This window comes from Streptomyces sp. NPDC006326 (genome assembly GCF_040612915.1).
Classification (GTDB): Bacteria; Actinomycetota; Actinomycetes; order Streptomycetales; family Streptomycetaceae; genus Streptomyces.
In genome coordinates this window covers 84,597-104,250 of the sequence record NZ_JBEXRC010000012.1, presented here as the reverse complement: position 1 = coordinate 104,250, position 19,654 = coordinate 84,597, and the positions used below count along the sequence as shown (strand labels likewise).

Sequence of the window (19,654 nt, the reverse complement as noted above, 5' to 3'; positions counted from 1 at the left end):
CCCCGGCGTGGCGAGGTCGGGGCGCCGGACAGCTGGGTCATGATCGGCTGCGTGAAGACTTCCGGACGTCTGGCCGCTCTGGCGGTCGCGGGCCTGCTCGCGGTGCTCCCTGCGTGCTCGCAGTCCCACGGCCGTGGGGGCGGTGCGACGGGTGCCCGTACGGGCGCAGACGCGGGGTCGGGTACCCGTACCGGAGCGGACACCGCCCGGAAGGGGGCTGCCGGCACGGCGTTCCGGGGCGGGCACCCGGCCGCCGAAGGCGCCGGTGACCCGTACTTCCCGGAGCTCGGCAACGGCGGCTACGACGTCACCCACTACGCCCTGACCCTGGCCTACGACCCCGACAGCGGCCGCCTTGAGGGCACTGCGCAGATCACCGCCAAGGCCACCGAGCACCTCAGCGCCTTCAATCTCGACCTGCTGGGCATGGAGGTGCTGGGCGCCACCGTCGACGGCCGCACCGCCGGGGTCCGGCGGGACGGGCAGGAGCTGACCCTCCGGCCGCACGACCACCTCAGGAAGGGCACCACCTTCCGCAGCGTCGTGCGCTATGCGGGCACGCCGGAGCCGATCACCCACGACAACGGGTGGCGCGAAGGCTGGTTGAGGACGGACAACGGAGCGGTCGCGTTCGGCGAGCCGACGGGCTCCATGTCCTGGTTCCCGGGCAACCACCACCCCTCGGACAAGGCCTCGTACGACATCACCGTCACGGTCCCCAAGGGGGTGCAGGCGATCTCGAACGGGCAGCTGAGCGAGCGGCGCTCCAGCGGCGGCCGCGAAACCTTCCACTGGCACCAGGCCGAGCCCATGGCCGGCTACGTGGCGACCGTGGCCATCGGGAGCTACGACATCAAGACCTCCCGGACGCGATCGGGGGTCCCGGTCCTGTCGGCCGTGGACACGACCGCGGGCGTGGACGAGGACGGCGAGGTCCTCGGCCGGTTCCCCGAGATCATGGAATGGGCCGAGGGGAGGTTCGGCCCCTACCCCTTCTCCTCCGCCGGGCTGATCGTGGATCAGGCAGCCGATGTGCCCTACGCGCTGGAGACCCAGACCAGGCCCACCATTCCGGCGGACATCTTCCACACCACCAACGTGGTGCACGAACTGGCCCACCAGTGGTTCGGCAACTCCGTCACCCCGCGGACCTGGCGGGACATGTGGCTCAACGAGGGCTTCGCCACCTACGCGGAGTGGCTGTGGACCGAGGACCACGGCGGGGCCACCGCCCAGGAGCACTTCGACCGCAACCACGCCAAGGCCGCGGACGACGACGAGTGGGACTTCCCGCCCGCGAAGCCGCCGACCGCCTCGGACATCTCCGGCCAGCCGGTGTACGTGCGCGGCGCGATGGTGATCCACAAGATCCGCCAGACCGTGGGCGACGAGGCCTTCGGCGCCCTGGTACGGGGCTGGACCCGGCGCCACCGCCACGGCCACGCCTCCACGGACGACTTCACCGCGTACGCGGAGGCTCAGACCGGCCGGGATCTCGACTCGATCTGGGACTCGTGGCTCTACGGCGACGGCAAGCCCGCATGAGGGGGGTCGAGGTGGTGTCAGGTCCTGATGCGCCGGTGGGCGGTCTCGACGAGTTTCATGTACTTGTCCCAGTTCCACATGGGCCCGGGGTCCTCGTGAGTGGACTCCGGGATCTCGACGTGACCGAGGATGTGGTTCCGGTCGACCGGCACGCCGTACTTGGCGCAGATCGTGGCCGTCAGCACGGCGGACGTCTCGTACATCTCGTCGGCGTAGAGAGGCTGGTCGATCCAGCCTTCGTGTTCGATACCGATGCTCCGGTGGTTGTACCAGACGCTGTTGGAGTGCCAGGCGACGTCGCGCTCGCGCACGCACTGGGCGATCCGCGTTCCGGTTGCGCTGATCACGTAGTGCGCGGACACCCTCTCCTCGGGGTCCTGGAACGTGGCGAGCATGATCGGCAGGAAATCCGTCGTCAGGTGGATGACGACGTATTCGATGGGAGTTTCCTCGGGGCGGTTGGAGGGCGTGTAGTTGGACGGGGAGGCGTCGGTCCAGACGGCGGGCGCGTAGTCCACCGAGGAGTCCCGGCGCAGTCCCGTAGACGGTCCGGCGGGGACGGGGGTCTGGCGCGGGGGGTTCGCCGGCGCGGCCTTCTGCTGCTCCCCGGGCCCCGTCAGCCGGGGTAGCCCGACGACGGCCAGAGCCGTGCCCGCCGCTCCGGCAGCGCCCCACAACAGCCGTCGCCGGCTCAGCGGGCTGTCTTCCATGACCACTCCTCATGAAGTCGGGCAGACAGAGAACGACACACCGCGAAACATGCCATCACTGGACAGAGCGGCGTGTCCGAAACCTGATCCTTCACCAGCACCCACACCCCAGCAAGCCGGTCCCCCACCAATCGGCGCACACCCTCACCCCTGGCGCGGGCAGCGGGAGTGCACGCCGACACGCCCGTCCGGATGCGGTGGATCGTCGGCCCGGTCGAGGAGGATCGCACTGCGCCCCGCCCCGCGGCCCGGAGCAGGCGGCCGCACGGGACGGGCGTGTCCGGCCCCGGCAGGCCGCGCTGCACGGGCGCGAGGTCCGCTCCCGGCGTTGGGCCGGACGAGCCCGTTGCCACACCACGTTGTCGGAGTCACCATGGCGCCACCCTCGGACTCGCCTCGCCCACGCCGCTCGGGAGCGTCGCTCCTGCCGGTCCTGCTGTCCCTCGCGGTTCTGTTCGTCGTGGCGGTGGGAGTGGGGTCGTGGCTGCAGTTCACCGAGCGGCAGGCGTTCGACACGGTCCACCCGGTCGGATCGGGAGCCTCCGACCGGGTGGACGTGGAGGCCACCGTCCAGAGCGTCGACGCCGCGGCCAGAGAGCTGGTCCTGAGGGTCCGCGTCACCCCGCGCGGGACCCTCGGGGAGGAAGAGGGCACCGCACCGGCGGCCGATCTCAGCCTCCAGACCTCCGCGGCGACCCTCGGCGACCTGGCGTTCAAGGCGCACGAGCGGGTCACGACCAAAGACGTACAGGTCGCGCTCACGGGCGGATCGATCAGCGACTACCCGTTCGACACGTACGAGACCGACATCGAGTTCCGTGCACTGCTGGGAGGCAAGCAGGTGCCGGTGCGGATGCTGTTCTCCAACAGCGACACGCTCTTCTCCGTCGCCGCGACGCCGGCGCCCTCCCGGTCGGCGGCCGTCATGGGGCTGCGGCTGAGCCGATCGGGCAGTCTGCTCGTCTTCGCGGTCTTCATGATGGGCGTGATGTGGGCGCTGGCCGCGTCCGTGATCATCGGGGCCTGGTACCTGACGACCCGCCGCGAGGGTCTGGTCTGGCCCGCCCTCAGCTGGATGGCCGCCACGCTGTTCGCTCTCGCGGCGTTCCGCAACACCGCTCCCGGCACTCCCCCGATCGGCTGCGTGCTGGACTGGTTCGCCTTCCTGTGGGCCGAGACCCTCATCGCCCTCTGCGTGATCGCCGTGGTCCTCAGCGGTGTCCGCACGGCCCTCAACGCCCACGACACGCCGCGCGCCCCGTGACCTGAGGGGGCAGCCGGGGGGAAGTCCAGCTCCGTGGCGGCCGACATGCGGACGGGGTGAAGGCTTCCACCAGGTCGGCCCAACCGCAGGGGCGCCTGGTACCGCGAACGGCCCAGCATCGGGACACCGGACGGGCCGCGAGGCGGACGTGATGCCTAACGTCGCTGCAAGCACATCGGTTCGCCAAGCCTGCGGAGACGCCATGTCCCATAGAGGCCGCCGGATGGCCGGCGCCTGCATCAATACGGCCGTCGCCGGCCTCCTCGCCACCGGGGGCGCCCTTGCCCCGGCGCAGCGAGAGGCCACCGGAAGCAGTTCCGGGACCCGGGTCGCAGTGGGTGCCTATCTGCACTACGGCTCACCCGGCGTCAACAGGATGCAGGGACTCTCGCACTGGCTCGGGGGCACCGAGCTGCGCGCCGGGCACACCTACCTGCCCGGAGACACCTGGTCGAACATCGAGGGAGAGCCTGATTCCCTGCGCAGCTGGGCCCGGTGGCGCGAGGAGAGAGCCGACCGGCTGTTCGTCCTGAACGTGCCCATGCTGGAGGACAACGAGGGCGGCGTCCCCGACGACCAGGTCGCCGAGCTGCTCCGTTCCGGCGCGCAGGGCGCGTACGACCACCACTTCCGGCGGCTGGCCGAGCGCCTGGTCTCCCTCGGGATACCGGACACCGTGATCGTGCTCGGCTGGGAGATGAACGGCTTCGACTACACCCACCGGTGCCGGCCCGACCCCGAGAACTGGAAGCGCTATTGGCGGCGGATCGTGGCCGCCATGCGCTCGGTGGAGGGGGAGCGGTTCCGCTTCGACTTCGCCCCCAACCGGGGCATCGACGCGATCCCGTGGACCAGGTGCTACCCCGGCGACGACGTGGTCGACATCGTCGGCATGGACTCCTACGACCAGCCTCCCGGCAACAACTTCGACGAGCAGGTCACCCAGCCGTACGGCCTGCAGCAGCAGGTCGACTTCGCGAAGGCGCACCACAAGCAGATCTCGTACCCCGAATGGGGGCTCTTCCGGCGCGGCGACAATCCCGAGTACATGCGACAGATGCTGGTGTGGATCGCCGACCAGAAGCCGCTGTACCACAGCATCACCGACTACTGCCCGCACGGCGTGTGGCAGTGCAGCCGCAACCCTCGTTCCGCGGAAGTGTTCCGGGAGTTCCTGTCGACCGACCCGGACCGGCGGGCGGCTTCCCGCCCGCACCCGTGAGGGCGAACGGGTCGCCGGCCGAGCTGCCGCGCCAGGACCTCCCGTTCACGTCCTACGCATCCGGCTCCCAGGCTCGGCCGGGGAGTTTTCCCGGGGACGCGGAGGGCGTCCGGGCCGTCAACCGGGTCCGAGCGGCGTATCGGCCCGGGGTGGTGCCGATGAGCCGCTTGAAGTGCCGGGTGAGGTGAGACTGGTCGTAGAACCCGGTCGCGGTCGCCACCTCGCGCGGCGGCTGTCCGTCGAGCAGCAGGGCGCGGGCGAGGTCGACGCGGCGGGAGACCACGTACTGGTGCGGGGCGATGCCGAAGGCGCTGCTGAAGGCGCGTACGAGATGCGCGGGGTGGGCGTGGATCAGGCACGCGGCCTCCTCCAGGGCGATGCCTTCGACCAGTCGGGCATCGAGGAGGTCCCGCAGGCTCCGGGCGACGCCGCGGTCGGGCAGCGGGCCGCCGGCGGCCGGTCCGGGACGCAGCCCGGGACGCAGGTGCCTGCGCAGTCGCTCGCCGATGAGGGCCAAGCGGCTCTCCGCCTCGAACTCGTCACCGTGGTGGGCGAGGACCGCGTGCAGCTGTCCGACACGTCTGCGCAGGAGGGGGTCGGTGAGGTCCGGGCTGTCCACCGCCGGCCCGATGAAGCGCTCGTCCAGTTGCGTCATGTCGAGGTAGAGCACGCGTTTGCGGAAGCCGTGCGGGGTGGCGGGCGAGCCGTTGTGCGGGACCTGCGGCGGGAGCAGGCTCACGGTGTCGCCGGGGGTGCCGCGCCGGTGGCGGTCGAGGTCGTAGCGGACCGCACCGTCGTCGACGATCACCAGCGTCCAGGCGTCGTGCACGTGCATCGGGTACGCGTGCTCGGTGAAGTGGGCGTGGAAGACCTCCACGACGCCCGGGACCGCCGGGCGCCAAGCCGAGATCTCCTGCCGGGGCGTCACGCAAGGAACGTACAAGACGGAGAAGGGGCGCGGGCCGCAGTCTCAAGGCATGAGAACCGAGAACGAAACTGTGTCCGGAACCGGCCCGGGGGCCGCGGCCGGAGTCGAGTCCGGGGCGCGCGGAGTGCAGGTGCCCGTCCGCTTCGACACGAAGATCGCCGTGCTGCTGCGCGACGACCTTGAGCCCTGGCAGCGGCTGAACGTGACCGCCTTCGTGGTCAGCGGGCTCGGCACGGCCTCACCGGAGGTGATCGGCGAGCCGTACGCGGACGCCGACGACACCGCGTACCTGCCGATGTTCCGCCAGCCCGTGCTGGTCTTCGAGGGGACCAAGGAGACGCTCACCCTCGCGCACGGGCGGGCCCTGTCCCGGTCCCTGCCGATGGCCGTGTTCACCTCCGACCTGTTCGGGACGGGCAACGACCGCGACAACCGGGCCGCGGTACGCGCCGTGGGCAAGGAGCGGCTCGATCTGGTGGGGATGGCCGTGCACGGCCCGCGCAATGCGGTGGACAGGATCCTCAAGGGCGCGCGGATGCACCCCTGAACCACACGTCCTCGCCGCAAGATCAGCGGGATCGGCAAGCGGCCTGTCAGCGGGCGGTGCGAGGATGATCGGGTGTTCCGGGAGACGACCGGGACGAGCACGCGGGCAGGGTTCGAGCGGTCGGAGGCGGCATGGCCAAGGAATTCCAGGTGACGTACGACTGCGCCGATCCTGGCGCGCAGGCGGTGTTCTGGGCCCAGGCGCTGGGCTATCGCGTCCAGCCGCCACCGGAGGGCTTCCCGGACTGGGCGGCCGCGCTCACGGCGTGGGGCGTGCCGCCCGAGCACCACAACGACCGGTCGGCCATCACGGATCCGGACGGCAAGGGGCCGCGGGTGTTCTTCCAGAAGGTCCCGGAGGGAAAGACGGCGAAGAACCGCTTGCACCTGGATGTGCGCGCCGCACCCGGTCTGACCGGGGAGGAGCGGATGGCCGCGCTGGAGGAGGAGGCCACCAGGCTGGAGGGGCTGGGAGCGAAGCGGCTGTACCGGCTGGAGCCCGATGGCATGGACGAGGGGATCATCGTGATGACCGACCCGGAGGGAAACGAATTCTGCCTGGACTGAGGGCTGGAGGGGCACTGGCGGCTGCGCTCGTGCCGAGTGCCGTCGTCACCTTCCCCGTGGGCAGTCAAGGGCCGGCCCGGCCCCGAAGGGCCGGGCCGGCAGCCGAGTTCACCGCTCAGGCAGTGCAGCGGATCATGGTGAGCGGCCGGTTCGCGGTGTAGTCCGCCCAGAACTCCTCGCCGTACTCCTCCACGCCGGCATCCGAGACGTCCAGCCGAACCCACTCGATCCCGGTGAATCCGGCGGCCTTCAGTGTCTGCTCGTACGTCTCCTTCGACGGCGTCGTGGCCTCGAAGGAGACCGGCGGATCCAGCAGGGCCGTGATCCGCGTTCCCCGGCCGATCTCGTTGTCCTTGCCGGTCGGCTCACACAGGAAGCCGTACTTGGCCAGCGAGGGGCCGCCGAAGTCGAAGTCCGGGTTCTGCCCGAACAGGAAGAACTCCCCGCCGGCGACGAGGCTGCGCCGGATGTTGTGCATCATCTGCTCGATCTCGGCGACGTCACTCGCGTAATTGAACGCCTGCACAGCCACGGCGACGTCGAAGGGCTGATCGAACTCGCGCAAGGTGGCCGTGTCGGCGACTTCGTACGCGATGCCCAGGGGCTCCGACTGCTCGCGGGCGTTGGCCGCGTCGATCATCGCGCCGGAGATGTCGAACCCGAAGACACGGGACGCGCCGCGGCGCTTGAACTCGCGGCTGTAGAAACCGGTACCGCAGGCGATGTCGAGTACGGACTTGCCGGTGACGTCGCCGACCAGGGCGAGGAAGCCCGGCACCTCGGTGTAACGAATGATGGGCAGGGTCTTGAAGCCTTCGAATGCTTCACCAATGCCGTCGTACAACTGACCACTCATCGTGGTGATTCCCCTCGATTTGTGGCGTCGGCTCTCAGAACGAGCCGCGGCCCTCGCCAGGAAGTCTCCTTGCTCGTCCAGGGGACTTCGTACTGGTGGAAGCTACGAACCTGTCGGGTGCAGCACCGAGATGAGTCCAAAGGGGGCCGTGTGCAACGGACATGCTGACGGGGCCCTGGCGTCCAACGCGTCGGGAGGTCACGTCAACGCTGCCGCCAGCACCGCGGCCGCATCGGCGATGAGCGGTTCGTCGGCCGGCGCGGCGGAATCGTGCCGGGTGGAGAGGACCGCCATCGTGATCGGTCCCCGTCCGGGCGGCCAGGCGATGCCGACGTCGTTGGCGGTGCCGTAGCCGCCGGTCCCGGTCTTCTCGGCGACGCTCCATTCCTTCGGCAGTCCGGCGCGCAGGCGGTTGCCGCCGGTCGTGTTGGCCAGCAGCCATCCGGTCAGCCGCTCCCTGTCGGGTGTGGCGAGAGCGTCCCCGACGGTGAGCCGGGCATAGGTGCGGCCGAGGGCGCGTGGGCTCGACGTGTCGGTCACCCGTCCGGGTATCGCGGAGTTCAGTTCGGGCTCCCACCGGTCGAGGCGGGTCACCCGGTCACCGATGGACCGGCAGAAGCGGGTGACGGCGTCCGGGCCGCCGAGCTCGCGCAGCAGGAGATTGGCAGCAGCGTTGTCGCTGTGGGCGATCGCTGCCGCGCACAGGTCCGCGACGGTCATGCCGCCTTCGAGGTTCTCGGGCGATCCGGTGACCGGCGCGTAGCCCGACTCCGTGACGTCCTTCTCCGTGTACCGGATGCGCCGGGCGAGGAAGGTGCCGTCACGGTCGAGGTCCCTCAGCACCGCGGCCACAGCGATCGTCTTGAACGTCGAGCACATGGGGAAGAGCTCGTCCGCGCGGTAGAGCACCGTCCTGCCGGTGACCGCGTTCCGCGCGAAGACCCCCAGGCGCGCCGCATGCGCCCGCTCAAGCGCACGGAAGCGGCCGGCGATGGCGTCGTCCACCGTGTCCTGCGCGAAGGCCCGTCCCCCGGCGGGGAGAACGAAGGCCAGGGCAGTCGCGGCAACCCCGCCGAGAGCCTGACGCCGAGTGGGGCGTAATTCCATGAGCGCTTCCTCTTGTCCGCGTGGGCACGGGGGCGGGCCGGCCGTCTCTTTCCGGACGACCCGTCGTGTTGATCCCTTGTCAGGACGTACGGGCACACGGGATCGTTCCGGCTCCGGAGTCACCGGGCGCGGTCAGTGGCCGGGGCTACTGTTCTGACGCATGAAGATCGAATCCCTCCTTGAGGACCTGGACAGCGGCGACGCCGCCCGTGTGGAGGCCGCCGCAGCACGGCTTGCGGAGCAGGCCGACCGCATCGTGCCGGCGCTGCTGCGCAGCGTGGCGGGTGTACAGCGGACGGCGGAACTCCAGCCGGTGGTGTGGGCGTTGCAGTTGATCGGACCGCCGGCCTTCGACGGCGTACTGGCGGCCTGGCGGCGCAAGGAGGTGACGGATTGGCAGGCGGGTCGGCTCCTCGGGGTGTTCGACGAGCGCTCCGCCGAGCAGTACGCGGCCTTGGCGGCCGATCCCGACCACGGGAGGTCGGGCAACGGTTTCCAAGGACTCGTCCGGCTGCGGGTGGACTCCGAGGGGGCGCTGCGCGCCCTGGTGGACACCTACGCCCGTGGGCGCCACGTCCCGTACAAGGCCGCCGACTACGCCCGCCTGCTGGACGACTCCTTCCGGCCGCGTCTGCGCTCCCTGCGCCGCGACCCGGCCGCGTCCCCCCGGACCCGGCGGGGCGCCATGGCGGCCCTGGTCGCCGGCGGTGGCACCGACGCGCTCGACGACCGCGACCGGGCCGCGATCGAGCGGCTGATACGGGTGAAGATCCTGGACGAGGTCCCGAGGCTTCCGTCGGCGACCCTGAGCGGCTGGTGGATGGCCGTGCCGGGGGCGTCGTACGAGGGGGTCTTCGAGGCCCTGGGCCTGCACGACCGGCGGCCGGTCACGGTCGCCGCCGGGGTCCAGGCAGCGGAGAGCCAGGAGATCCGGGTCCCCGGGCCGGACGGCGCCGGCCTGTGCGTGGGGCGGGCCTTCGTCACGCCGGAGCTGAACGGCTGGCGTCTCGTCTTCGGACCGTTCGACCTGCTGGTGGGCGACCCCTGGGACGACATGATCGAGACGGTCGAGCGGGTCAGCGTCCACTGCGGGCAGGCCCAGTTCTTCTTCCTGGACGACGCGGGCGGCTCCGACGTGTGGATCGTGGCCGAGGACGGTCAGGTGATCCGCCAGTACGCCGCCGAGAGCGACCCCGAATGGGAGGGCGATCCGCTGCCCTGGGAGACCCTCGCGGTCGACGACCCGGACTTCGATCCCGAGTACGACGAGGCTCCGCCCAACGCGGGCACGACGGGTGCCCGGTCCGCGTGCGGACACCTCTCGGTCGACCCCGGCGAGGTCGGCCCGGACACCGGGATGCGCGGCCACGGCTGGCTGGCCGTCACCGCACCGGGTGTCGGCCACGGCGCGTTCCCCGGGACGCTGCGCATCTGAGGCGCAGCACCGGCGGCGGCCCCGGCCGCCGGCTACCGGGGGTGCTCATCGGGCAGCGGCCTGGGCCTTGGCCTGGGCCGCGGCGACGTAGCGGACCGTGAAGAGCATGGGAATGACGAACCCGGCGGCCTGGACCAGCGTCGCGGACGTCGAGTGGCCCTGCCCGGCGTGTGCGAGGGCCGCGAGCGCGGCGGCCGTGACCGCGAACGCCGCGGTCCACACGGCGGTGATGACGGTGTTGATCCGGATGAACGGCCGCAGGCCCCAGACCTCCCGCGGGGTGGTGCGCTTGGCGATGCCCAGGGTGAACGGCCGCCCCACGAGCAGCGAGCCCCCGGCGATGAGTGCCAGGGTGGCCGAGGAGAGGGCGGCCGAGTAGGCGTGCACGTCCGAGGCGGGGTCGGTGAAGGCGATGCCCGTCAGGGCGGCGAAGAAGACCGCCGAGCCGATCTCGATGATCAGCGCGTCGTACCCGGCCCCGGCCCGGCGCTGCTGCAGGGTCACCGCCACCGCTGCCACGAGACCGGCGAGCGCGCCCCACTGCCACTGTGCGGACGGGAAGACGGCGAAGACGATCCACGGAAGGAAGGTGCGTACGTACGACATCGGAAGACCCCCGGACTGACGTTCCTGGTTTGACATGTCAAAAGTAGAAGGTCCAGGCGTGACATGTCAAGAATGGAAGGTAAGCTGCGGCCATGAGCCTTCGACACGCCCTCCTCGGTCTCCTGTCAGAACGCCCCGCCAGCGGCTACGACTTGCTGAAGCGCTTCGAGACCTCGTTGGCCAACGTCTGGCCCGCGACCCAGAGCCAGATGTACACGGAGCTGTCCAAACTCGCCGCGAGCGGACTGATCAGCGTCTCGGCGGAGGGCCCGCGCGGCCGCAAGGAGTACACCCTCACCGACGAGGGCCTTGCCGAACTGCGCAGCTGGCTCACCGAGACCAAGCCGCAGCGCAACACCCGCAGCGACCTGCTGCTGCGGGTGTTCTTCCTCGGCGTACTCCCCCCGGAGCGCGCGCGGGGCTACCTCGACGAGCTGGCGGACATGTCCGAGCAGGAGTACGAGGACCTGCGCCGCCTGGAGCAGTCCATCGACTGGGGCGACGACACCCTGTCGGTCCACGGCCGGATCGCCCTGGAGTACGGCCTGCGCTTCAACGCCATGCGCCGCGAATGGGCCCGATGGGCGGCCGGACGGATCCACGAGCCCGGTGGCAGCGGCGCCGCGGCCGACGGCGCCGGCACGGAGTGACGGTGGACCCCCGCCTTTGGCGGGGGCGCCCGCCGCTCGTCACCTCAAGGATGCCGGCCGTCACCGTCCAGGCCCTGCTGACGGCTGACCGAGCGCGCGGGGCTCTGGCCCCCCGTCATGGCGGCGGCGCGGGTGCCGACTTGGAGCTGCCGCGGCTGAGGGCCGCGAAAGCCATGTCGGTCGGCTGAAACAGCCGCCCCCGGGGCGTCGGCGGCGCGCGTGTCCGAGGCGCGCCGGTGTGCGCTTCCTGCCCGTACGCCGCGGGAGGTCCTCGTCAGGGGCGTACCAGCAGTTCGAGTGCGGCAGCGACGGGTGCGATGCCGTCCTCCGCTGCGAGCCGGCGGGCGATGTGCCGGGCGCGGTCGCGGTAGGAGGGGTCGGTGACGGCCCGTCGGAGCGCGGATCCGAGGGTGGCGGGGTTGAGGTGGCGCAGAGGCACCACCCCGGGGGCCGTGCCCAGCTCCACGAGACGGGACGCCCAGAAGTGGGCGTCGAACTGCACGGGGACGGGTACGCACGGAACGCCCGCGCGCAGGGCTGTGCCGGTGGTGCCCGCTCCGGCGTGGTGGACGACGGCCGCCATGCGCGGGAAGAGCAGGGCGTGCGGAACGTCATCGATGGTGATCACGTCGTCTTGGGTGGCGGAAAGTCCAGCCCAGCCGTGCTGGATCACGCCGCGCAGGCCTGCCGCGCGCAGGGCGGTGACGATGTCGGCGCTGACCCGCCGGGGGTCGGGTGTCGTGGCGCTTCCGAGGCCCACGTAGACCGGGGCCGGTCCGGAGCGGAGGAAGTCCTCCAGCTCTGGCGGCAGCCTGCCGATTGGGTCGTGGGGCCACCAGTACCCGGAGACCTCCAGGCCGGGGCGCCAGTCGCGGGGCCGGGGAACCACCAGCTCGCTGAAGCCGTGCCACACGGGCCATCCCTGCCGCTCGCGAGCGCGGCGGGCGGCGGGCAGACGGCTCGGACGGAGGCCGTGTTCGGCGGCGAGGGTGCGTGCGGCCCGGGTGAAGACGTGGTCCACGGCCGCGGCGACGGCGTGGCCGCCGATCCGGTTGCCCAGCGGGCCCAGGGAACGGGTGCCGAGCATCGGCGGCGGGAAATGGCGGGTTCCGTGCAGTGGCTGCAGGAAGAGGCCCATGCTGGGCCGGCCGAGGCCCTGGGCGATGGCGTAAGCGAGTGGTGCGACCGTCCCTCCGGCCAGTACGACGTCCGCGTCGCGCGCCGCGTGCACCAGCTGGTGCGTCATGTCAGGGGCGACCCTCCTCGCCAGTGCGACGGCCCGCAGCAGCTTTGCGGCTCCGCTCCGGCTCCGGTGCAACCCTCGGCCGCGCGTCGAGTGCAACTCGGCCCGCGGATCCCCCGGTACGGTCTGGAAACGCACCCCCGAACCGGCCACCAGTGGTTCGAACACGCCGTGGCTCACCAGGGTGACGTCGTGCCCGGCCCGGGCAAGGCCGGCCCCCAGGCCCGTGTACGGCGCGACGTCTCCTCGCGACCCCGCCGTCATGATGGCGATCCTCACGCCCGTCAGTGTGGCGGCCGGAGCCCGCCCGCGCCGCCCGTCCTCGCACGGGCGGCACGGAAATCCTCCGAAACGGCTGCATGGCGGATCCGGTTGACCAGCGGGATGCCGTCGCTATCCTGCGCGGCATGATCGAATCACATCAGGACCTTGACGATGCCGGGGTCGCGGCGGCTGCGGTACGTGCCGGCATGGATGTCGTACGCGGCTTGTACGGGCGCCGGCTCAGCCGCATCGACAAGGGCGCCGGAGACTTCGCCACCACCGCCGACGTCGAGGCGGAGAAGGCGATCCTCGGCGTCATACGTGCCGCTCGGCCCGACGACGCCGTGCTCGGGGAGGAGGGCGGGCAGCAGGGTGCTGCGGAGGCTGCGCGCCAGTGGCTGGTGGACCCGCTGTGCGGCACGCTGAACTACGCCGTCGGCAACATGCTGGTGGCCGTCAACGTGGCGCTGCGCGGCGGGGCCGCGGCGGTGGGCGACCCCTTCAGCGGCGAGGTCTTCCTGACCGACGGTGCGACCGCCCGGGTCCGCCAGGGCGACACCGTCGCCGAGCTGGAGCCGACCCCCGCCACCCGACTGGTGGACGTCAACCTGGACCCGCCCTTTCCCGGCGCGCCGGGATTCAGGGCCGTGGACCTGTTGGCCCATCCCGAGTTCGTCGCACGCTTCCGGCCCCGGGTCGTCTCCACGACGCTCGCGTTGGCCTGGGTCGCCGCCGGCAAGCGCGCCGCGTACGTCACCGACGGCGCGGACCTGTCCCGGAGCGTGCATTTCGCGGCCGGTATCGCGCTGTGCCGGGCCGCCGGCTGCGTCGTCACCGGAGTCGACGGCGCCCCGCTCGGGCAGGCCGGCCGCGGACTCGTCGTGGCCGCCGATCGCGAGACGCACGCAGGGCTGATCTCGATGATCGGCGACCGGGGCGAACACCGCGCCTGAAAGGTCATGTCCCCGGCCGTGCTCCGTCCGACCGCGGCGGACTACGCCACGGGGGTCGGTCGCGGACACCGCCCTGCCCGGCGTCTGACCCGCGCGCAGCCGACCGAGCAACCATGGCTGTATGGCATCTGCGCTGCCCGCCGCGCCGCCGGACGGCGGTGAGGCGGTGCACGTCCGCCGTACGCGAGGAGGAACGCCATGATCGTCGACTGCGCGCACTACCGCGACGGGCACCGGCAGCAGGAGGGCCCGATGTCGCTGGACCAGGCGGCCGCATGCTGCGAGCAGGGCGGCTTCGTCTGGCTGGGCATCTTCGAACCGGGTCCCGAGGAGATGGACACCGTGCGCGAGGCCTTCGGGCTGCACGAACTCGCCGTCGAGGACGCCCGGACCTTCCACCTCCGGCCGAAGGCCGAGCAGTACGAGGACGGCACCGAGCTGATCATCCTGCGCACCGCGCGCTACGACGACCAACGCGAGGAGATCGACACCGGCGAGATCAGCGTCTTCCTCTCCGAACGCTTCGTGATCACCGTGCGCCAGGGCATCGCCAGCGAGCTGCACGGCGCCCGCAGCCGGCTCGAACGCCGCCCCGAGCTGCTGCGCACCGGCAGTGCCTCGACCTTGTGGGCGATCCTCGACCAGGTCGTCGACAGCTATGCGCCGGTCGTCGCCGAACTCGACCGCGACATCGAACAGATCGAGGCCACCGTCTTCTCCGGGGCGGTCGCCCCGACCGAACGGATCTACTTCCTGCGGCGTGAGGCCACCGACTTCTACCGCGCCGTTCACCCGCTGCTCGCGGTGCTCTCCCGCATGCTCACGCCCGGCAAATCGCCCTCCGAGCTCCTGCCGTACTTCCACAACGTGCACGACCACCTGCTGCTGGTCAACGAAGAGGTGGCCGCCCAGCGCGACCTCCTGGCCACCGTCCTCGAAGCCAACATCGCCGTGATCTCCGTCGAACAGAACAAGATCACTTTGCGGCAGAGCGCCACGATGGAGCAGCTCACGATCCTCGCGACCGTCTTCCTGCCCCTGTCCTTCGTGGTCGGCTTCTTCGGCCAGAACTTCTCCTGGCTGGTCGGGCGGATCAGCGGCTTCACCGCGTTCGTCACCCTCACCGTCCTCGGCCTGCTGCTGCCGTGCCTGGCGCTGTACGTCTGGCTCCGCCGCCGGCGCAGCCCGGCGCAGCCCCGTCCGGTCGTCCCGGCAGGCCTGCGGGACGAGCACCCGTAGCCGGCCGGCCGAGTCCCCTGGAACCGGGGCCGGGCTTGGCGGTGGCTGCGCCGCCGGCGCCCTGGAACGGGGCCGGGCCTGGCCCCGACCGTGCCGTCAGCGCCCTGCGGCGACCGCCGCCTCAAGGAAGGTCCAGCCGTCGACCTTCGTCTCCCGCCTCTCCCCCGGTTCCCACCCGCGGCCCAGTGCCGTGTCGAGCAGGAAGCGTACGGTGCCCGGTTCGTGCAGGTTCAGGGCGCCGACACCGACGGCCCCCACCTCCCCCGAGCCCGTGGTGAAACCGGAGACGTACCGGCCGGGGCCCGCGTCGAAGACGAAGCGCAGCAGGCCGCCGGTGCCCGACGGATGGGGGCGGAGGGTGAGGGTCTTGCGGCAGCCGCCGTCCTCCAGCACGCAGTGGCCGTGGCGGACCGTCCACAGGTAGGTGTGCCCGTCGGCGACGAGCCGGCGGGACTTCTTCGACGAACGGGGCATGCGCCCGAGCGTATGCGGCCGGACGGGAAGATCCGCAAGGGATTTCCGCCCCCGGAGTGGACGGAGCTCGGCGCGGTAGTGTGACGATCATGGCGGAGTGGGGAATGCGGCCGGCCTCGGCGGCGGATGCCGAGGCGGTGGCCGAGTTGCGGGCCGTGGTGCTGCGGGAGGATCTGGAGCGCCTCGGGCGGTACGACGAGCAGCGGGTACGGCAGCGGCTGCGGGACGGCTTCGTGCCGGTGCACACCTGGGTGATCGAGGTGGATGGCGCGTTCGCAGGCTGCGTGTCGCTGCGGCCGGAGGGGGACGCCCACTGGCTGGAGCACTTCTACCTGGCCCCACACCTGCAGGGCAGCGGCATCGGTACGGCCGTGCTGCGCGGGCTGCTGGAGCAGTGCGACCGCGAGGGCAGCCGGGTCCGACTGAACGTGCTCCAGGGCAGTGCGGCCCGGCGGCTGTACGAGCGGCACGGGTTCAGACGGGAGACCGAGGATCCGGTGGACGTCTTCATGGTGCGTGAGCCGGTCTCGGCCTCGGCCTAGCTTTCAAGCGGCTTCGGGAGGGCTTCGCGCAGACGATCGAGCAGCGCCCGGGCCGCCGGGCTCGCGGGTCCGGTGGCCCGCCAGGCAAGGGCGATGCGGGCGCGCATCTCGGGCCGGACGATGCGCAGCGTACGAAGCTGCCGTCCGTCCTGGGCCGGGTCGTCCTCGCCGGCCGGCAGCACCGCGACGCCCAGGCCGCCGGCGGCGAGCTGCGCGAGCACCTGGGGGGCTGCCGCCTCGAAGGTGATGCGGGGACGGAACCCGGCGTGCGCGCAGCCACGTTCGAGGGCGGCGCGCACTCCGGTGCCGCGCGGCAGGCAGATCAGCGGCCGGTCCCGCAGCTCGCCCAGCGGCACGCGCGTGCGGCCGTCGGGGTCGAGCAGCGGGTCTCCGGGGGCGACGGCGGCGACCAGCGGGGCGTCGATGACCGTCTGGAAGGCCACTCCGGGCGGGGGTGCCTCCTCCGTCGGCCCGAGGAGGGCGATGTCGAGCTCGCCGGCCAGCAGCGCGGCCTGCATCCGCTCCGAGGTGTCCTCGGTGAGGGCGACCTCCAGCGCGGGGTGGGCGTCGTGGAAGCCGGCGAGGAACGCGGCGACGTCGAAGGCGTGGCCGGTGGCGCCGGATACCAGCCCGAGCGTGACCCGGCCGCGCAGCAGTCCCGTGTACGAGTCCACCGTCTGCTGCACCGCTTCCGCAGCGGCCAGGGCGGCGCGGGCGTAGGGCAGGACGGCCCGGCCCACCTCCGTCAGGGTCACCGACCGGGCGGACCGGTCGAGCAGGGGCTGCCCCAACTCCTTCTCCAGCTGCCGTACCTGGGCGCTGAGTCCGGGCTGGGCCAGATGCAGCCGGGCGGCGGCGCGGGTGAAACCGCCCTCTTCGACGACGGTGACGAAGTAGCGCAGCTGCCGAAGTTCCATAACCAGTGATTCTAGGTCGGAGCACAAGCATCTATTGGAGATATCGACCGGCCGCCCGCACCCTTGATCACATGGAGAACATGACAGCGCGCAAGGTGCCGAAGGCCGAGGTGAGGGCCGCGATCGCGGCCGAACGCCGTGAACTGGCCGAGGTGTTCGACGGCCTGCAGCCCGGTCAGTGGAACGAGCCGAGCCTGTGCGCGGGATGGCGGGTCCGCGAGGTCGCGGCGCACATGTCGATGGGTTTCCGGCTCTCGCTGCCGGCGACGTTCGGTGAACTGGCAAGGGCCCGCGGGAACCTGCACCGCATGACCGACCGGGTGGCACGCAGGGACGCGGCCGCCCATTCCACCGCCGAACTCGTCGCATTCGTACGGGACAACGCCCACCACCGCTGGACGCCGCCCGTCGGCGGGGTCACGGCGGCCCTCGGTCACGACGTGGTGCACGGGCTGGACATCACCGTCGCCGTCGGCCTCGACCGGCGCGTCCCCGAGGACCGGCTGCGCATCCTCCTCGACGAGATCCGGCCCAGCGGCCTGAAGTTCTTCGGTGCCGACCTCGACGGCGTGCGGCTGTGCGCCGAGGACCTGGACTGGTCGTACGGTTCCGGCTCGCCCGTGTACGGCGCCGGCCAGGACCTCCTCCTGCTGGCCTTCGGCCGCAGGCTCCCGGCCGGACGGCTGCGCGGCGAGCAGAGCGGCCGTTTCACCCGGGCCGGCGCGGAGGTCTGACCATGGCCATCCCGATCCGGCTCCTCCAGGGGGTCTCCCTGCTGTCCACCGGACTGCTCGCCGGAGCGTTCGGTTACGGCGCCGCCAACCTCGTCCCGACGTTCAATGCCGTACCGATCGACATGAGGCTCGACTTCCACTCCCAGCTCATGCACATGAACGGGATCACCATGCAGGGCGCGATGGCGGTATCGGCCCTCAGCTCCCTCGCCCTGGCCGCTTTGACACGCAACCGCGCCCGGGTCCTCGCGGGCGCGGCAGGTCTCCTGACCGTCGCTTCCTTCCTCATCACACGGCTCGGGAACGTGCCGATCAACGGCCGCATCAAGCAGTGGGCCGCCACCGCCCCACCGGCAGACCACGCGGTCGTCCTGCGCCGCTGGGAGTTATTCAACGATGCCCGCACTCTGACGGCCGTAGTGGCGTTCGCCGTTCTGATCCGTCTCGCCCTCCGACAGGGAAGGCGAGCTACGGACTCTTGACGCCGCCCTTCACCACCGCCGAAGCAGACCACTTCGCCCACCTGTCCGGGGCGCCCGTCATCCGCCCTCGGGCCGGTCGCTTACCGGTGCCAGGGCAACCGGGGCCCGTGGCCCTGGAGGTGGGAGACCGTGAGGACGGCGCCGATCCAGGCGATCACCCCGCCCCAGGCCAAGGGTTCCGATCGTACGAGACTCGCCGACACGAGCAGCATGAGCGCAGCGGACAACAGCACTGCCGTCACGCCCAGACCGCCGGCTCCGACCGTTCCCCGGCCCCGCCCCCGGGTGGGCTCCGGCGCGCCGGAACGCTGGTCCAGCTCAGCGACCAGCTGGTCCCAGAGCGCGGATTCCCGTGCGGTCAGTCGAGTCCCGGCCATGTCCGCCTCCTTGAACGCCACACAACACCTGAGGCCGAACGGATGCCCTCCATCCCTGGGCCCATGCCACAGGACGCCTTGAAGACGCTCGTCACCCGGCCGTACGACCCAGCCGACGCGCCGTCGTGCGGTGGGGGCGCTCGGGGGTGCCGCCCGGCGGCCGCCGGCCCGGCGCACTGCCGCGCAGCACCACGTGCGACCGGGTGCGCGCCGTTGTGACGCCGCGGGCGGCTCCATACCGTGCTGCATGCCGGTCCGCCGGCGGAGCCACAGCGCGCCGCTGAAGTCGGCGGCGGACCGTCGCACCGTCGGAAGCTCCGGGGGCACATGCCGGAACCGGAGTCGACTCCGCGTGATACGCCGGGGCCACAGGAATCGCACGCTCGGCCCCGGGGGCGGATCTGTACACGTCGCACCCTTCGCTCTCGCGTGACTGAGCGCGAGACGACCAGGTTTGTCGCCTGGAGCCAGGAACTCCGTCGGGTGCACCGCCGGCTTCGGGAAGCGCTGTCCGTGACGCGTGCTTCCCTGGCCGAGGGCACCCCCGGCGAGGCGGCCACGCGGGAACTGCTGCTGTACTGCCATGGCTTCTGCGCGGCTCTCGACGCCCACCACCAGGGCGAGGACCGCACCCTGTTCCCGGCCGTCGCAGCTGCGCACCCGGAGCTGCGCCCGGTGCTGCGCTCGCTCGAACAGGACCACTCGATGATCGCCCAGCTGCTCGGCGGTCTGGCTGCCGCGGTCGGCCGGGCCGCGCCGCCCGAGGAGCTCGACCGCCACCTCGAAGGCATCGCCGCGATCACGGAGAACCACTTCCGCTACGAGGAGCGGCAACTGCTCACCGTTCTGGAAACCCTCGAACTGGCGGCTACGCCCGAAGAGGTGCTGGGTCCGATGTGGTCCTGAACCGGTCAGTCTGCCCGCTACCGGCACGGTCGCCGCCGCCGTCACTTGTCAATCAAGGTTGACACAAGGCCGACGTCAACGTAAGTT

At 71.5% G+C, this 19,654-nt stretch carries 22 protein-coding genes; 13 read left to right on the top strand and 9 right to left on the bottom strand.

All coding sequences use genetic code 11. The annotated features are described in order from the left end of the window. Nucleotides 1-51 precede the first annotated feature (51 nt). Entirely contained in the window at nt 52-1,545 is a 1,494-nt protein-coding gene (locus tag ABZ128_RS12725) for a M1 family metallopeptidase (protein ID WP_356847996.1), read from the top strand. A 17-nt stretch (nt 1,546-1,562) separates the two neighbouring features. Here the strand turns inward: ABZ128_RS12725 and ABZ128_RS12720 are convergent, their stop codons facing one another. Beyond that, nucleotides 1,563-2,255 (bottom strand): peptidoglycan recognition family protein, encoded by a 693-nt coding sequence (locus ABZ128_RS12720; RefSeq protein ID WP_356847994.1) that lies wholly within the window; start codon nt 2,253-2,255, stop codon nt 1,563-1,565. A 373-nt stretch (nt 2,256-2,628) separates the two neighbouring features. On the opposite strand from ABZ128_RS12720, the gene ABZ128_RS12715 reads away from it, so the two are divergent. Further along, nucleotides 2,629-3,519 carry a DUF4436 family protein gene (locus ABZ128_RS12715; protein ID WP_356847993.1) on the top strand — a complete coding sequence of 297 codons (891 nt, stop codon included), beginning with the start codon at nt 2,629-2,631 and terminating at the stop codon, nt 3,517-3,519. 202 nt (nt 3,520-3,721) lie between these two features. After that, a complete protein-coding gene (locus ABZ128_RS12710) occupies nt 3,722-4,741 on the top strand; it encodes a glycosyl hydrolase (RefSeq protein ID WP_356847991.1) in 1,020 nt (339 codons plus the stop codon). A gap of 52 nt (nt 4,742-4,793) precedes the next feature. Here the strand turns inward: ABZ128_RS12710 and ABZ128_RS12705 are convergent, their stop codons facing one another. Next, nucleotides 4,794-5,669 carry an AraC family transcriptional regulator gene (locus tag ABZ128_RS12705; RefSeq protein WP_356847989.1) on the bottom strand — a complete coding sequence of 292 codons (876 nt, stop codon included), beginning with the start codon at nt 5,667-5,669 and terminating at the stop codon, nt 4,794-4,796. A gap of 49 nt (nt 5,670-5,718) precedes the next feature. Between ABZ128_RS12705 and ABZ128_RS12700 the strand changes: the two genes are divergently transcribed. Both ABZ128_RS12700 and ABZ128_RS12695 read left to right on the top strand, forming a co-directional pair. Further along, nucleotides 5,719-6,216, top strand: coding sequence for a DUF2000 domain-containing protein (locus ABZ128_RS12700; RefSeq protein ID WP_356847988.1), 498 nt, complete (start codon nt 5,719-5,721; stop codon nt 6,214-6,216). Between the two features lie 131 nt (nt 6,217-6,347). After that, nucleotides 6,348-6,782, top strand: coding sequence for a VOC family protein (locus tag ABZ128_RS12695; protein WP_356847986.1), 435 nt, complete (start codon nt 6,348-6,350; stop codon nt 6,780-6,782). 115 nt (nt 6,783-6,897) lie between these two features. On the opposite strand, the gene ABZ128_RS12690 is transcribed toward ABZ128_RS12695, so the two are convergent. Further along, on the bottom strand, nt 6,898-7,638 hold the full coding sequence (locus ABZ128_RS12690; RefSeq protein WP_356847984.1) for a class I SAM-dependent methyltransferase: 741 nt from the start codon (nt 7,636-7,638) through the stop codon (nt 6,898-6,900). Nucleotides 7,639-7,836: 198 nt separating this feature from the next. After that, entirely contained in the window at nt 7,837-8,745 is a 909-nt protein-coding gene (gene bla / locus ABZ128_RS12685; RefSeq protein ID WP_356847983.1) for a class A beta-lactamase, read from the bottom strand. Nucleotides 8,746-8,905: 160 nt separating this feature from the next. Between bla and ABZ128_RS12680 the strand changes: the two genes are divergently transcribed. Continuing rightward, on the top strand, nt 8,906-10,180 hold the full coding sequence (locus ABZ128_RS12680; protein WP_356847981.1) for a hypothetical protein: 1,275 nt from the start codon (nt 8,906-8,908) through the stop codon (nt 10,178-10,180). Between the two features lie 45 nt (nt 10,181-10,225). Here the strand turns inward: ABZ128_RS12680 and ABZ128_RS12675 are convergent, their stop codons facing one another. Further along, the gene (locus ABZ128_RS12675; protein WP_356847979.1) at nt 10,226-10,786 is read right to left on the bottom strand and encodes a hypothetical protein; all 561 of its coding nucleotides are present in this window, start codon (nt 10,784-10,786) and stop codon (nt 10,226-10,228) included. Nucleotides 10,787-10,878: 92 nt separating this feature from the next. Between ABZ128_RS12675 and ABZ128_RS12670 the strand changes: the two genes are divergently transcribed. Next, nucleotides 10,879-11,436, top strand: coding sequence for a PadR family transcriptional regulator (locus ABZ128_RS12670; protein WP_356847977.1), 558 nt, complete (start codon nt 10,879-10,881; stop codon nt 11,434-11,436). 274 nt (nt 11,437-11,710) lie between these two features. Here ABZ128_RS12670 and ABZ128_RS12665 read toward each other — a convergent pair whose 3' ends face one another. Continuing rightward, nucleotides 11,711-12,943 (bottom strand): glycosyltransferase, encoded by a 1,233-nt coding sequence (locus ABZ128_RS12665; RefSeq protein ID WP_356848067.1) that lies wholly within the window; start codon nt 12,941-12,943, stop codon nt 11,711-11,713. A 143-nt stretch (nt 12,944-13,086) separates the two neighbouring features. Between ABZ128_RS12665 and ABZ128_RS12660 the strand changes: the two genes are divergently transcribed. Then, nucleotides 13,087-13,896, top strand: a complete 810-nt coding sequence (locus ABZ128_RS12660; protein WP_356847976.1) for an inositol monophosphatase family protein — start codon at nt 13,087-13,089, stop codon at nt 13,894-13,896. Nucleotides 13,897-14,094: 198 nt separating this feature from the next. Continuing rightward, nucleotides 14,095-15,135, top strand: coding sequence for a CorA family divalent cation transporter (locus ABZ128_RS12655; RefSeq protein WP_356847975.1), 1,041 nt, complete (start codon nt 14,095-14,097; stop codon nt 15,133-15,135). 96 nt (nt 15,136-15,231) lie between these two features. Here the strand turns inward: ABZ128_RS12655 and ABZ128_RS12650 are convergent, their stop codons facing one another. Beyond that, complete coding sequence (locus ABZ128_RS12650; protein ID WP_356847973.1) at nt 15,232-15,609, bottom strand: hypothetical protein; 378 nt, start codon at nt 15,607-15,609, stop codon at nt 15,232-15,234. Nucleotides 15,610-15,698: 89 nt separating this feature from the next. Between ABZ128_RS12650 and ABZ128_RS12645 the strand changes: the two genes are divergently transcribed. Beyond that, nucleotides 15,699-16,151 carry a GNAT family N-acetyltransferase gene (locus ABZ128_RS12645; RefSeq protein ID WP_356847972.1) on the top strand — a complete coding sequence of 151 codons (453 nt, stop codon included), beginning with the start codon at nt 15,699-15,701 and terminating at the stop codon, nt 16,149-16,151. Here the strand turns inward: ABZ128_RS12645 and ABZ128_RS12640 are convergent. Continuing rightward, nucleotides 16,148-17,068 carry a LysR family transcriptional regulator gene (locus tag ABZ128_RS12640; RefSeq protein WP_356847970.1) on the bottom strand — a complete coding sequence of 307 codons (921 nt, stop codon included), beginning with the start codon at nt 17,066-17,068 and terminating at the stop codon, nt 16,148-16,150. The two genes, ABZ128_RS12645 and ABZ128_RS12640, sit on opposite strands and share 4 nt — an antisense overlap. Nucleotides 17,069-17,139: 71 nt before the next feature. Between ABZ128_RS12640 and ABZ128_RS12635 the strand changes: the two genes are divergently transcribed. After that, entirely contained in the window at nt 17,140-17,802 is a 663-nt protein-coding gene (locus tag ABZ128_RS12635; RefSeq protein WP_356847969.1) for a maleylpyruvate isomerase family mycothiol-dependent enzyme, read from the top strand. A gap of 2 nt (nt 17,803-17,804) precedes the next feature. After that, nucleotides 17,805-18,284, top strand: coding sequence for a DUF1772 domain-containing protein (locus tag ABZ128_RS12630; RefSeq protein WP_356847968.1), 480 nt, complete (start codon nt 17,805-17,807; stop codon nt 18,282-18,284). A gap of 80 nt (nt 18,285-18,364) precedes the next feature. Here the strand turns inward: ABZ128_RS12630 and ABZ128_RS12625 are convergent, their stop codons facing one another. Further along, nucleotides 18,365-18,661: a hypothetical protein gene (locus tag ABZ128_RS12625; RefSeq protein WP_356847967.1), complete on the bottom strand. Its 297-nt coding sequence runs from the start codon at nt 18,659-18,661 to the stop codon at nt 18,365-18,367. Nucleotides 18,662-19,090: 429 nt separating this feature from the next. On the opposite strand from ABZ128_RS12625, the gene ABZ128_RS12620 reads away from it, so the two are divergent. Further along, on the top strand, nt 19,091-19,567 hold the full coding sequence (locus ABZ128_RS12620) for a hemerythrin domain-containing protein (protein WP_356847966.1): 477 nt from the start codon (nt 19,091-19,093) through the stop codon (nt 19,565-19,567). Nucleotides 19,568-19,654: the final 87 nt, after the last annotated feature.

Excerpts from the sequence above, each read along its gene's own strand:
- ABZ128_RS12695 (WP_356847986.1), top strand. The coding sequence starts at position 6,348 with ATGGCCAAGGAATTCCAGGTGACGTACGACTGCGCCGATCCTGGCGCG.
- ABZ128_RS12655 (WP_356847975.1), top strand. The coding sequence starts at position 14,095 with ATGATCGTCGACTGCGCGCACTACCGCGACGGGCACCGGCAGCAGGAG.
- bla (WP_356847983.1), bottom strand. The coding sequence starts at position 8,745 with ATGGAATTACGCCCCACTCGGCGTCAGGCTCTCGGCGGGGTTGCCGCG.
- ABZ128_RS12710 (WP_356847991.1), top strand. The coding sequence starts at position 3,722 with ATGTCCCATAGAGGCCGCCGGATGGCCGGCGCCTGCATCAATACGGCC.
- ABZ128_RS12665 (WP_356848067.1), bottom strand. The coding sequence starts at position 12,943 with ATGACGGCGGGGTCGCGAGGAGACGTCGCGCCGTACACGGGCCTGGGG.
- ABZ128_RS12690 (WP_356847984.1), bottom strand. The coding sequence starts at position 7,638 with ATGAGTGGTCAGTTGTACGACGGCATTGGTGAAGCATTCGAAGGCTTC.
- ABZ128_RS12650 (WP_356847973.1), bottom strand. The coding sequence starts at position 15,609 with ATGCCCCGTTCGTCGAAGAAGTCCCGCCGGCTCGTCGCCGACGGGCAC.
- ABZ128_RS12625 (WP_356847967.1), bottom strand. The coding sequence starts at position 18,661 with ATGGCCGGGACTCGACTGACCGCACGGGAATCCGCGCTCTGGGACCAG.
- ABZ128_RS12680 (WP_356847981.1), top strand. The coding sequence starts at position 8,906 with ATGAAGATCGAATCCCTCCTTGAGGACCTGGACAGCGGCGACGCCGCC.
- ABZ128_RS12640 (WP_356847970.1), bottom strand. The coding sequence starts at position 17,068 with ATGGAACTTCGGCAGCTGCGCTACTTCGTCACCGTCGTCGAAGAGGGC.
- ABZ128_RS12670 (WP_356847977.1), top strand. The coding sequence starts at position 10,879 with ATGAGCCTTCGACACGCCCTCCTCGGTCTCCTGTCAGAACGCCCCGCC.
- ABZ128_RS12700 (WP_356847988.1), top strand. The coding sequence starts at position 5,719 with ATGAGAACCGAGAACGAAACTGTGTCCGGAACCGGCCCGGGGGCCGCG.
- ABZ128_RS12645 (WP_356847972.1), top strand. The coding sequence starts at position 15,699 with ATGGCGGAGTGGGGAATGCGGCCGGCCTCGGCGGCGGATGCCGAGGCG.
- ABZ128_RS12715 (WP_356847993.1), top strand. The coding sequence starts at position 2,629 with ATGGCGCCACCCTCGGACTCGCCTCGCCCACGCCGCTCGGGAGCGTCG.
- ABZ128_RS12635 (WP_356847969.1), top strand. The coding sequence starts at position 17,140 with ATGGAGAACATGACAGCGCGCAAGGTGCCGAAGGCCGAGGTGAGGGCC.
- ABZ128_RS12660 (WP_356847976.1), top strand. The coding sequence starts at position 13,087 with ATGATCGAATCACATCAGGACCTTGACGATGCCGGGGTCGCGGCGGCT.
- ABZ128_RS12630 (WP_356847968.1), top strand. The coding sequence starts at position 17,805 with ATGGCCATCCCGATCCGGCTCCTCCAGGGGGTCTCCCTGCTGTCCACC.
- ABZ128_RS12675 (WP_356847979.1), bottom strand. The coding sequence starts at position 10,786 with ATGTCGTACGTACGCACCTTCCTTCCGTGGATCGTCTTCGCCGTCTTC.
- ABZ128_RS12720 (WP_356847994.1), bottom strand. The coding sequence starts at position 2,255 with ATGGAAGACAGCCCGCTGAGCCGGCGACGGCTGTTGTGGGGCGCTGCC.